Annotated in this window: 12 protein-coding genes; all 12 read left to right on the forward strand. The window is 38.1% G+C overall.

Annotated features, from left to right (window positions below):
• Positions 1 to 75 precede the first annotated feature (75 nt).
• The 12 genes from BMY14_RS12440 to BMY14_RS12495 all read left to right on the forward strand — a co-directional run bounded on the left by BMY14_RS12440 (position 76) and on the right by BMY14_RS12495 (position 12,687).
• The gene (locus BMY14_RS12440; RefSeq protein WP_091832274.1) at positions 76 to 1,317 is read left to right on the forward strand and encodes a competence/damage-inducible protein A; all 1,242 of its coding nucleotides are present in this window, start codon (positions 76 to 78) and stop codon (positions 1,315 to 1,317) included.
• A 35-nt stretch (positions 1,318 to 1,352) separates the two neighbouring features.
• The gene (locus BMY14_RS12445) at positions 1,353 to 2,969 is read left to right on the forward strand and encodes a DEAD/DEAH box helicase (protein ID WP_033368485.1); all 1,617 of its coding nucleotides are present in this window, start codon (positions 1,353 to 1,355) and stop codon (positions 2,967 to 2,969) included.
• A gap of 201 nt (positions 2,970 to 3,170) precedes the next feature.
• A complete protein-coding gene (gene recA / locus BMY14_RS12450; protein WP_091832277.1) occupies positions 3,171 to 4,214 on the forward strand; it encodes a recombinase RecA in 1,044 nt (347 codons plus the stop codon).
• Positions 4,183 to 4,674: a regulatory protein RecX gene (locus tag BMY14_RS12455; RefSeq protein ID WP_177177584.1), complete on the forward strand. Its 492-nt coding sequence runs from the start codon at positions 4,183 to 4,185 to the stop codon at positions 4,672 to 4,674. The genes recA and BMY14_RS12455 overlap by 32 nt, the downstream gene beginning before the upstream one ends.
• 276 nt (positions 4,675 to 4,950) lie before the next feature.
• A complete protein-coding gene (gene rny, locus BMY14_RS12460; protein WP_083924061.1) occupies positions 4,951 to 6,543 on the forward strand; it encodes a ribonuclease Y in 1,593 nt (530 codons plus the stop codon).
• 152 nt (positions 6,544 to 6,695) lie between these two features.
• On the forward strand, positions 6,696 to 7,217 hold the full coding sequence (locus BMY14_RS12465) for a hypothetical protein (RefSeq protein WP_019554718.1): 522 nt from the start codon (positions 6,696 to 6,698) through the stop codon (positions 7,215 to 7,217).
• A 22-nt stretch (positions 7,218 to 7,239) separates the two neighbouring features.
• A complete protein-coding gene (locus BMY14_RS12470; RefSeq protein WP_091832283.1) occupies positions 7,240 to 8,028 on the forward strand; it encodes a TIGR00282 family metallophosphoesterase in 789 nt (262 codons plus the stop codon).
• A gap of 143 nt (positions 8,029 to 8,171) precedes the next feature.
• Complete coding sequence (locus BMY14_RS12475) at positions 8,172 to 8,432, forward strand: stage V sporulation protein S (protein ID WP_019554716.1); 261 nt, start codon at positions 8,172 to 8,174, stop codon at positions 8,430 to 8,432.
• Between the two features lie 227 nt (positions 8,433 to 8,659).
• Complete coding sequence (locus BMY14_RS12480) at positions 8,660 to 10,153, forward strand: leucyl aminopeptidase (RefSeq protein WP_091832286.1); 1,494 nt, start codon at positions 8,660 to 8,662, stop codon at positions 10,151 to 10,153.
• Positions 10,150 to 10,986 carry a PHP domain-containing protein gene (locus BMY14_RS12485; protein WP_019554714.1) on the forward strand — a complete coding sequence of 279 codons (837 nt, stop codon included), beginning with the start codon at positions 10,150 to 10,152 and terminating at the stop codon, positions 10,984 to 10,986. Before BMY14_RS12480 ends, BMY14_RS12485 begins: the two co-directional genes overlap by 4 nt.
• 85 nt (positions 10,987 to 11,071) lie before the next feature.
• Positions 11,072 to 11,908 carry an Asp23/Gls24 family envelope stress response protein gene (locus tag BMY14_RS12490; protein ID WP_091832289.1) on the forward strand — a complete coding sequence of 279 codons (837 nt, stop codon included), beginning with the start codon at positions 11,072 to 11,074 and terminating at the stop codon, positions 11,906 to 11,908.
• A gap of 104 nt (positions 11,909 to 12,012) precedes the next feature.
• Positions 12,013 to 12,687 (forward strand): TVP38/TMEM64 family protein, encoded by a 675-nt coding sequence (locus BMY14_RS12495; protein WP_019554712.1) that lies wholly within the window; start codon positions 12,013 to 12,015, stop codon positions 12,685 to 12,687.
• Positions 12,688 to 12,710: the final 23 nt, after the last annotated feature.

The following is a 12,710-nucleotide window of genomic DNA, read 5'->3' on the forward strand; positions in this document are numbered from 1 at the left end:
AAAACCCATTCACAGACGGTTTCTTAGCTGAATTTAGTCGTGAAGTTAAGGTTTTAGCAAAGGGGTCACGGGAGTATGATTGTTGAAATTGTAACAACAGGCACTGAACTTTTATTAGGGCAAATTATCAATACGAATTCAGCTTATATGGCTGAGGGTTTAAATAATATTGGTTTTGATGTTTTATACCAGTCGACGGTTGGAGATAACCGTGTGCGAATGGAAAATGTATTGGCACACGCACTTACGCGTGCTGATATTGTCATTACGTCAGGTGGCTTGGGACCGACACAGGGAGATATTACCAAAGAGGTTACGGCAAAACTCTTTAACCGCGAATTGAAACTGCATGAAGAGAGTCTTGATCGGATTAAATCTCATTTTAAAAAGATTGATCGGACAATGACGGATAATAATATTCGTCAGGCAATGATTCCCGTTGGTGCGGAGGCTATTACAAATTATGCGGGAACTGCACCAGGGGTCATGCTTGAAAATGAAGGTAAAATAATCATTAATTTACCAGGGCCGCCATCGGAAATGAAAGACATGTTTGATCGTAGTATTAAACCATTTTTGAAAGAAAAATATGGTTATAAATCAGTTATTATTTCACGCATATTGAATACATTTGGCATTGGTGAATCCTCCTTGGAAGAACAGATTAAGGATTTGATTTTAGCTCAGAAAAATCCTACACTGGCACTGCTTGTTAGACCAAGTGGTGTGATTATCCGCATCACCGCTAAAGCTGAGAAGGCTGAAAACGCACGCAATTTGATTGCTGGGATGGAAACGGAAATTCGTCGTAGGATTGGTCAATATATTTATGCGGTTGACGATGAAAATATGGAAGATACCGTTGGAGCAATTTTAAAACAAAAACAGCTTACGATTGGTTGTGCTGAATCTTGCACAGGCGGTTTGCTTACGAGCCGTCTGACGGATGTAGCGGGTAGCTCTGCTTATGTAAAAGGATCTATTATATCATATACAAACGAAGTCAAAAGCGATGAACTTGGCGTGCTGAGGGAGCTTTTGCAGACGAAAGGTGCCGTATGTGAAGATGTGGCGAAAGCCATGGCAGAAGGTATAGCACTAAAAATGCACACAGACATCGGTGTCGGTATTACCGGCATCGCGGGCCCTGATGGCGGTACAGATGAAAAACCGGTGGGACTTGTTTATATAGCTGTTGCCGGTAAAAATGGCACAACAATAGCAAAGAACGTGTTTAGCGGAAAACGTAAAGCCATCAAATATCGAACGACACAAACTGCGCTCGATATGATAAGACATTATATAGAAGAAATGTAACAAAAATCAGGAGGAAATATAATTTGAAAAAAGAAATGACATCATTCGGGGACATCCAATTAAGTAAAAAACTGCTTTTAGCAGTTAGTGATATGGGGTTTGAAGAACCATCACCAATCCAAAGCCAGACGATACCTTTGGTACTCGAAGGTAAAGATGTAATTGGCCAGGCACAGACAGGTACAGGGAAAACAGCTGCATTTGGTATTCCAACGATTGAAAAAATAATTGATGGCAGCCGTCATATACAAGCGCTTGTACTTACACCAACTCGTGAACTTGCAATTCAGATTGCAGAAGAATTCAACAAAATTGGTAAATACAAACGCGTAAAAACTTTGCCAATTTATGGTGGACAGTCGATTGACCGCCAGATTCGCGCTCTTCATGCTGGTGTACAGATTGTTGTTGGAACACCAGGTCGCTTGCTTGATCATCTTCGCCGCAATACGATGAAATTAAGTGAAGTAAGAATTCTTATTCTTGATGAAGCAGATGAAATGCTTGATATGGGTTTTGTTGAAGATATTGAAACAATTATGAAAAATATTACCCACGAAGATCGTCAAACATTACTGTTTTCAGCAACAATGCCAGCACCTATTGCTAAGCTTGCTGGTAAATACATGCGTGATCCACAGAAAATCTCAATTAGCCGTGAAAATCTGACCGTACCATTAATTGATCAGGTCTATTATGAAACAAGAGAAAAATTTGAAGGTTTATGTCGTGTTCTCGATATTGAAGAAACAGGTAAGCTGATTATTTTCTGTCGTACTAAAAAAGGCGTAGATGATCTTGTTGCATCCATGCAGGCTCGTGCTTACATGGCGGGTGGGCTGCATGGTGACTTAAGTCAGGCACAGCGTGATCGTGTTATGAAGAAGTTTAAAGATGGTAAGTTAGAAATCCTTGTAGCGACGGATGTTGCTGCGCGTGGGATTGATATTGATGATATTACACATGTAGTCAATTATGATATTCCGCAGGATCATGAATCCTACGTACATCGTATTGGTCGTACTGGTCGTGCTGGTAAAAAAGGTGTAGCTGTTACATTTATTGAACCACGTGAATATCGCCAACTTAAATTAATTGAACGTTTGGCAAAAACTAAAATTGTTCGCAGAGATTTGCCATCTTCGGCGGATATTTTGGAACGTCAACGTGAAATCATTAAAGAACGTTTGATTAAGACCTTGTCAAATAATAAATTTGCTGATTACCATACGATTGTTTCGGATGTAGCAGCAGATGGCAGCTATGATATTGTTGATGTGGCAGCCGCCGCACTCAAATTGTCGGTTGAAGGTTTTAAGGAAAAAGAAGAAGTCGAAAATATCTCAAATACAAATAGCAGTAATAATGTTTCTTCGGCAGCTCGACTTGAAAATACGGGCGGCTCAGCTGGCATGGTTCGTTTGTTTATCAACATTGGACGCAGTCAGAAAATTCGCCCGGAAGATATTGTTCGTGCTTTCGCAACCGAAGCGGATATCCCGGGTAATGTCATCGGTGTTATTAATATTTATGATCGTTTTACCTTTGTTGAAGTACCGGAAGATGTAGCAGAACGCGTACTTGCGGTAATGCATAAAAATACGGTAAAAGGCTATAAAATCAACGTGGAACCAGCTAAAAAAGGTCGTTAAGATCAATAATTTACTATAAGCTGAAACTTAGAGACTGTGTCAAGATGAACAGTCTCTTTTTGCGATAAAAAATTAGAGTTCCTGACGATTGCCATATAAAATATTTAATGCAACTTATATATAATATTTTTTTGGTATTGACTTTTCGAACAAATGTTTTATATAATTTAGTTAGATACAGAAGGGAGCGGGAACGCACATATGGATAAAAAACAGGCTCTGGAAAATGCATTAAAGCAGATTGAAAAAGATTTCGGTAAAGGTTCAATTATGAAACTAGGTGAAGCATCAGCTCATATGAATATAGACGTCATTCCAACGGGGAATTTGCCGTTGGATATTGCTTTGGGAGTTGGTGGTATGCCCAGGGGGCGTATCGTTGAAATATATGGGCCGGAATCTTCAGGGAAAACGACCATTGCTCTGCATGTTATTGCCGAAGCACAAAAACTTGGCGGGATTGCAGCTTTTATAGATGCGGAACACGCTTTAGATCCGGTTTATGCAAAAAAACTGGGTGTTGATATTGACAATTTACTCATTTCGCAGCCAGATAATGGTGAACAGGCACTTGATATTGCCGATGCACTCGTTCGTAGTAATGCGATTGACATTGTGGTTGTCGACTCTGTGGCGGCACTTGTACCAAAAGCAGAAATCGAAGGCGAAATGGGTGATTCTCACGTTGGCTTGCAAGCTCGTCTGATGTCACAGGCAATGCGTAAGCTCACCGGTGTTATCAGCAAGTCCCATACGACGGCTATTTTTATCAATCAGATTCGTGAAAAAATTGGGGTTATGTTTGGTAGCCCGGAAACGACAACGGGTGGCAGAGCCTTGAAGTTTTATTCGACGGTTCGGCTGGATGTGCGCAAAATCGATACACTCAAACAGGGAAATGAAATTGTCGGAAATCGTACCCGTATTAAAGTGGTAAAAAATAAAATTGCGCCACCGTTTAAACAAGCAGAATTTGATATTATGTACGGTGAAGGTGTTTCTAAAGAAGGTTGTATTGTTGATATTGGCACAGATCTTGAAATTATTGAAAAAAGTGGAGCTTGGTATTCTTATGCGGGGACAAGACTTGGACAAGGCCGCGAAAATGTAAAAGATTTTTTAAAACAAAATATGCCATTACGCGATGAAATCGAAGTGAAAATCCGCGAAAAATTAATTTTGAAGGCAGCGCCGGAAGAAGTCGAAAATGCAGATGAACCAGACATTAAATCAGAAAAAAAATAAAAAAACAGCGTTAGTCCAAGCGGTGGATTTACTTTCCAAGCGGGCGCATAGTAAAAAAAATCTAGAGGATAAACTTAAAATTCGCGGTTATGAGAAAACAGAAATTACGTTGGCCATTGCCCGGCTTACGGAACTAGGCTATTTAAATGATGAAGAACTTTGTCAAAGGCAGTTTCAGCGGTATTTAGACGAAAGTAAATACAGTACGAAATATATTTGCTGTAAGCTCTTGCAAAAAGGTTTTTCAAATTCACTTGTGAATTCTTGTAAATCTTTTTCATCCGACGAGCGCGAAGCAGCAGCTGCACTCAAGAATCTCGAACTCAAGTTTAAGAAAACAGTGATGCCGGAGCCGTTTAAATTTATGAAGTACTTATATACAAAAGGTTTTGAAGAAAAAGCGATTCAGCACGCTGTAACCGCTTTTCAAATGATTTGTAAAGAAGATGATGTTGAATAAAAAGGAATATCCAGCGGGTAATGGCATCAAAAATAGATTTGTGACTTATGTTTATAATAAGTCACATTTTTTTTTCTGCGCTAAAGGGTTTTTGCTTTTTATGTCGGTGAAGTACAATTGCCGAAGGTCTAGGATTTTCTTAGCTTGACACCACTTTCAAAAACCTTTAAAATAAAAAATATACAGTTATACCACAATTTTATTATTGTAATTAAACGCTTAAACAGCACATGAGATATTTGTTAAAGGGAGCAATATCTCGAGATGATTCAAGTTATGGGGTTCGCACCCTATTTTGTTGGTACTAACTTAATACAAAAGGGGGTGAAGATTATCGTTGAGATATTATTAGCAGTGATACTTGCGGTAATAATTGGGGCCGGTAGTGGTTATTGGATGCGAAAGAGAACGGCAGAAGCTCAGATCGGATCAGCGGAAGAACAAGCAAAAAAAATCCTGATTGATGCGGAAGAAAAAGGCGAGACCAAAAAGAAAGAAGCTTTAATCGAAGCCAAAGAAGACATCCATAGATTACGACAGGAACTAGATAGAGATACAAAAGAACGACGCAATGAATTACAGCGTCAAGAACGAAGACTCGTACAAAAGGAAGAAAATTTAGATCGTAAGACGGATTCCCTTGAAAAGAAAGAAGAAGTTTTAGGTCAAAAAGAAGAAAAACTTGATGCGAGTCAGGTAGAAATTGCTGAACTTCATGAAAAACAGTTGTCTGAACTTGAACGAATTTCCAGTTTAACTTCAGAAGATGCTCGTACAATGTTACTCGCAAATGCGAAGGAAGAAATTAAGCATGAAACGGCAATTATGATCAAAGATTGTGAACAGCAGGCAAAAGAAGAAGCAGATAAGAGAGCTCGTAATATTATTTCTCTTGCCATTCAGCGTTGCGCGGCGGATCATGTTGCGGAAACAACGGTATCCGTAGTTGCTTTGCCAAATGATGAAATGAAGGGCAGAATTATTGGTCGTGAAGGCCGTAATATTCGAACGTTAGAAACACTTACTGGTATTGATTTGATTATTGATGATACACCAGAAGCTGTAATCTTATCTGGGTTTGATCCAGTACGCCGTGAAGTGGCAAGAATTGCTTTAGAAAAACTGATTACTGATGGACGTATTCATCCGGCACGTATTGAAGAAATGGTAGAAAAAGCAAAACGTGAAGTCGAACAACGGATTAAAGAAGCTGGTGAACAGGCTTCTTTTGATACAGGAGTTCATGGATTGCATCCAGAAATTATTAAACTATTGGGTCGTCTTAAATATAGAACCAGCTATGGTCAAAATGTACTCAAACATTCCATTGAAGTTTGTCATTTAGCTGGTGTCATGGCTGCTGAACTTGGCGTTGATGTCATGTTGGCTAAACGTGGGGGATTACTCCATGATATTGGTAAGGCTGTTGACCATGAAGTAGAAGGCCCTCATGTAACGATTGGTGCCGATTTGGCAAGAAAATACCATGAGTCACCAGAAGTTATCAATGCAATCGCTGCTCATCATGGTGATGAAGAAGCGACGACAGTACAATCCGTACTGGTTGCAGCAGCAGATGCTGTATCAGCGGCGCGTCCTGGTGCTCGTCGTGAAAGTCTGGAATCTTATTTGAAACGTTTGACTCGTTTAGAAGAAATAGCAGAATCATTTGAAGGTGTAGATCGTTCCTTTGCTATTCAAGCTGGTCGTGAAATTCGTATTATGGTAAAACCAGATAAAATCGATGATATTACTTCGGTAGGATTAGTACATGATATTGTGAAGAGAATCGAAAGTGAATTGGAATATCCTGGACAGATTAAAGTAACAGTAATTCGTGAAACACGTGCTGTTGACTATGCAAAATAATTGAATATAAACGACCTTGTATATACAAGGTCGTTTTTTGATAATTAGAAGTAAACGCTAGAGGAGAATCATTTTCTTTTAGCGAATAGAATCAATAGGGAAAGAAATAAGAAATCAAAATTGATTTCTTTGGTATTGGATGGTGAAGTTTTATGGTAAAGAAATTTGAGCAAGAAAAAAAACCTAATATGGATGGCGTAAATTTGCTCGTATCAATTCTTGTTTGTTATCCGGAAATTGGGACAATAAGTATTGAACCGAAAGATGATTCATTAAAGATGACATTTGTACTTGGTAAGGTTCCTGAAACAGGTGAGTTTGAGGCAACTAAAGAGTTTATTTTAAATAGTATTTTAACCTATCACACATTAGAAGGCTTTGAAAATGCAGAAATTCAGATTTCACTTAATCAACAAGATAGTGTAGCCTTTATTAACATTCTTCGAGACATGAATACTATATCAAAAGGTGAAATTGCTCTTATCAGTACACTGATGAAAGAGCATTTTGGCACAATTTTGGTAAGTGATGCCAGTGAGGAAGATGCCGAGGAGGCAGATATGATTCAAGATGAATTTATTGATCATATGATAGGCAGCATGAAGATAAACCACGCCAGTGAAAAGTTGGTTGGTATTCGTGAAGATGGCAGAGTGATGGTATTTAATAAATAGTAATTTTTTTGGGGGCTTAGAATTGAATATTTTAATCGTTGGTGATATTTGTGGTAATCCAGGAAGAAAAGCTGCAAAAAAATATATTCCACAAATGAAAAAAAAATATGCGGTTGATCTAACCATTGTCAATGGTGAAAATTCCGCCGGAGGTAATGGGATTACACAAAATTCACTCGATGAGCTTTACCAGGCCGGTGCTGATGTTATTACGTCTGGTAATCATATTTGGGATAAAAAAGATGTATTACAGTTTATTGACCGTGAACCTTTTTTAATTCGTCCAGCAAACTATCCCGAAGGTGCACCTGGAAAAGGGTATTGTATCTATCCGCTTAAAGCGAAAAATATTGGTGTAATTAATTTATCGGGTCGTGCTTTTATGCCGCCACTTGATTGTCCTTTTCAAAAAATTGATGAGATTCTCAGAGAACTTAAAGGTAAATGTGATACCATTATTTTGGACATGCATGCAGAAACAACATCGGAAAAAATGGCAATGGGTTGGTATTTAGATGGTAAGGTTACCTGTGTAGTGGGCACGCATACCCATATTCAAACGGCAGATGAGCGCATTCTGCCACAAGGAACAGCCTATATTACGGATTTGGGGATGGTTGGACCTTGGAATTCCGTGCTTGGGGTAGAGGCAGAACGTATTTTGTATAAATTTCAAACGGGAATGCCCGTGCGTTTTGAATTAGCAGATGGACCCAATGTTTTTTCTGCAGTACTGCTTACTGTATCGGATGAAAACGGCAATGCGGAAAAGATTGAGCGAATCATGATTCAGGAAAGTGAAACTTTATAATATAGTAAAAATATGCGAGATTGCAGAAATAGAGCAGGATTTTATTTGTTTGACCAGAATACCATTACAATAAGATGATAAGCTTTTTTCGCTTCGTTAAAAGTTGGTCTTTTTCAATTATTGAAGGAGGGTGCTAATTAATCATGGGTGTTTTAAAAGTATCAGCAAAGTCAAATCCAAATTCAGTGGCAGGCGCTTTGGCGGGGGTGCTGCGTGAGGCAGGTACTGCGGAACTGCAAGCTGTTGGCGCAGGTGCACTGAATCAAGCTGTGAAGGCTGTAGCGATAGCAAGAGGCTTTGTCGCACCGCATGGTATTGACTTGATATGCATTCCAGCTTTTACCGACATTTTAATTGAAGGAGAAGAGCGAACTGCGATTAAACTTATTGTAGAACCGAGATAAAGTAGACTTTGAAATAAACAATAAACCCTGTTCATTTTGAGCAGGGTTTATTGTTTGGGCAGCGAATATCATTTTCTGTTTATAGAAATGTATGATATTATAGAACTATATAAGTTGCATTAAATATTCTATATGGCAATCGATGCCCTATATCTCATTCCTGACAGACTAATGGGCTATGTAATTTCTTTAATGCATTGTATATGTACGCTTTGAGGTGAAGCTATATGAAATTGACTTTAGTATCTGGTTTAGTAGATAGTGTGATAGCCGATATACTTTTTATTACCATTTTTGATGGTTCTTTATCAATAAAAGAAAATAAGGCAATTTTGTGTTTAAACCCATTAATACAGCAGCAAATTTTAAATTTTAGGCAAGTGTATCCTCAGTGCGTAAATTATGGTGAATATAATTTGATTCACCTGTTTGGGGAATTTAATGTAAAGGCAGTATTCTTGATTGGGGCTGGTAAATCCGCAGATTGTACACGTGATAGGTTAGGGTCTTTATTTGGCAGTGCTGTAAGGGCTGTGCATAAGTTTATGGTTAAAACAATTTTACTATATGCAAATTTATCGTATACTTTTAATGAAATAACAGCAGCGCAGACTATTGTAGAAGGCATGGTGCTGGGCAGCTATAAGTTTGATATCTATAAAAGTAAAAAAAATGAAAAAATATATCAGATTTTTTTGGCGGGAGTCAAAGCAGAAACCATTGAGGCTATGGAAACAGCCTTGCATCAGACGCAAATCTTAACAGATAGTGTAAATTTGTGCCGCGATTTAATCAATCATCCGGCTTGTTATATAACGCCCGCTTTTATGGCAGAACGAGCACAGAATTTTCGGAAATACAAAAAGTTTGCTGTAGATATTTTTGAAGAAACAGCAATTCAGGAACTTGGGATGAATGCGTTTTTGGCAGTTGCAAAAGGCAGTGATCAATCGCCGCGATTGATTACGATTCATTATCAGGGTAACCCTGATAGTAAAGATCTGTTAGCCTATGTTGGCAAAGGAATTACGTTTGATAGTGGCGGTATCTCTTTAAAATCAAGTATTAATATGAGCGATATGAAAATGGACATGGCTGGTGGTGCTGCTGTTTTGTATGCGATGCGTGCTATTGGTAAATTGCAGCCGAAAATCAATATCATTGCTGTACTACCATGTTGTGAAAATATGCCATCAGGACATGCAGTGAGACCAAGTGACGTTGTTAAAAGTCTGGATGGTACAACAATTGAAATTGATAATACGGATGCTGAAGGCAGACTCGTTTTAGCGGATGCCATAAGTTATGCAATTCAATTCGGTGCAACTAAAATTATTGATATTGCAACGCTTACCGGTGCCTGTGTCATTGCCTTAGGGAATACGGCAGCTGGTATAGTTAGTAATAATGATATACTTTGCCAACAAGTCTTATCTGCGGCTAGTGAAACGGGTGAAAAAATGTGGCGAATGCCTATATATGAAGAATATAAAGAGAGTCTGCACAGTGATATTGCTGATATAAAAAATACTGGAGGCCGAGCGGCTGGAATGATGAAAGCAGGGAGTTTTATTCAGCATTTTGTGAAAGAGCTGCCTTGGGTTCATTTAGATATTGCTGGCGTAGCCTATCTTAAGCAAATACGTGGGATCAACCCGAAAGGTGCCACTGGGTTTGGTGTTAAAACACTCGTCCAGCTGGCAATGGTAGAACAAATATGAGTAGCGATTTACATATGCATACAACCTTTTCCGATGGTGGATTAACGCCAGAAAAGCTTGTTTTGGCAGCAAAACAAGCAGGGCTTCATTATATGGCGATTACAGATCATGATACGGTTAGTGGTATTCGCAATTTGTATGAAAATGGTTTGTATCCTGCTAAAGGAATTGAACTTATACCTGGTATCGAATTTAGTGTACAGGACCCGGAACATGAAGTGCATATTTTAGGCTATAATATAGATATCTTTAACTTGCAGTTACAAGAAAAATTAGATGAAGTGGTTGAACATCGTTGGATTCGATTCTCGCAAATTATTGAAAAATTACAAGATTTGGGATATCCGATTTCTGAAACAGATGTACTGACTATTGCTGGTGCAACAAAATCAATTGGGCGAGCCCATATTGCACGTGCTCTGGTAAAAAAAGGCTGTTTTAAAACGATGGGGGATGCTTTTGAAAAAGTCTTATATAAAAATGGACCGGTACATGTACCTCATTATAGATTGTCCTCAATTGATGTAATTCAGTTAATCCATGATGCCGGTGGTCTGGTTGTTTTAGCACATCCGAAGCTTATTCATGATGATGCCGTGATTGAACGGCTTATTAAAGAAGGTATAGATGGTCTTGAAGTATTTTATCCACAGCATAATGCCATTGAAACGCAGCTGTATAAAAATTTAGCGGAAAAATATCATTTATTTATGACTGGCGGATCGGATTTTCATGCAATTGAAACCAGATACCCACAAAAAATAGGTCAGTTTACCATAGAAGATTCTTATGCAGAAGAATTATATGCGAGAAAAAAGGAAGAAGTTTTGTAATAAAGAATGACCCTGGAAAAGCGATTTACAAACAGCAGTTTCGTCAATCGAAAGAAGCAAGAAAAAAGTATTGGAGAGATTAAAAGTGGATGTTATTGCGCTCGTAGGGCCAAGTGGCACGGGAAAAAGCCATCGTGCATTAATTGTAGCACACGAACATAAGGCAGATGCTATCATTGATGATGGTTTATTGATTAAAGATGGGAAAATTATGGCGGGTCATTCGGCAAAAAGAGAAAGTAGTAAGATAATGGCCGTTCGTCGGGCTATTTTTTCTCTACCAGGTCATGCCGAGGAAGTTAGGAATGTTATTCAGGAAGTACGACCGCAGCGAATTCTTATTTTGGGGACTTCAGAAAATATGATCCATAAAATTGCTGAAATTTTAAAATTGCCATCAATTAGCACGATTATTCATATTGAAGATATTGCAACGAAGGAAGATATGGAAAAAGCTTATACTTGCCGGATCAAAGAAGGTAAACATATTATACCAGTACCGACGATTGAACTAAAACCACATTTTTCTGGTTACTTAATTGATCCGTTGCAGTCTTTCTTTAAAAAATCGCGAAGAAATCGTCGTCGTCTCGGTGAGAAATCGATCGTTCGTCCGGTGTTTAGTTATTATGGAAAACTTATTATCGATGATTCGGCTATTGCGGCTATCGTAAATCAGGTTGCTGTGGCCGATGAGAAAGCAATTACAAAAACATCAAAAATAAAAGTGAAGCATATTTTGCACGATGACGAAGATCAGGGTATTGAAATTTCTTGTGAAGTGTCTGTGAAATATGGACAAGAAATTCCCGCATTGATTCGAATGGTGCAAAATAAAATTAAAGAAGCAATTGAATTTATGACTGGTATGATTGTCCATAAAGTCAATATAACGGTACAAACCTTGAGAGTTGGAATATAAAAGCAGCCCGGCGGGGCTGCTTTTTTTGAAATAAATAATCATATTCAGAGATCTTGAATCATGATATAATTTGTAAAATGATAAAAAATGAGGTTGAGTGAAGAATGCATCAATCAAAATATAAAATGATCATGTTTGTTCTTTTTTTAGCAGTTAGTTTATTGATTGGCTGGCTGAATCAAAAAACTTTATCGATGTTGTTACAATTTCTTTTACAAGGGGATATCGAAGCTATCCTTAGCTATATCCGTTCTTTTGGACAATATGCAGCAGTCATATGTTTTTTTATTATTGTTGCAATTAACGTGGTGGCCGTTTTACCAAATATTTTTGTTTTAGCAGCTGCCGGCATTATTTTTGGCATTTGGGAGGGTACACTGATTGCCTGGATAGCTGAATCCGTTGGCGTCATTATCAGTTTTGTCTTGATGCGTTATTTTTTTCGTGATTATGCCCATGTGGTAATTGAAAAAAGCAATGCTTTGCAAAAAGTAAATGATTTTAGTGGTAAAAATGGTTTTACAATCATGTTGATTGCTCGTAGTATTCCATTTGTCCCCTCTGGACTTATAACAGCGTTGGGAGCAATCAGTGATATTCGTTTAAAAGATTATATATTAGCTACTTTTATTGGTAAGTTTCCATCGGCATTGATTGAAGTGACGATGGGACATGATCTTGCATCGTATCGGGAAAATGAAACAAGATTGATTTTACTGATTGTCCTTTCAGCGGCAGCTTATTTTGGATATGTATGGTATAAAAAACGTACAGCTTAAATGTTGTTGTATAATTGGATTGA

This window comes from Propionispira arboris (genome assembly GCF_900109225.1).
GTDB lineage: Bacteria > Bacillota > Negativicutes > Selenomonadales > Selenomonadaceae > Propionispira > Propionispira arboris.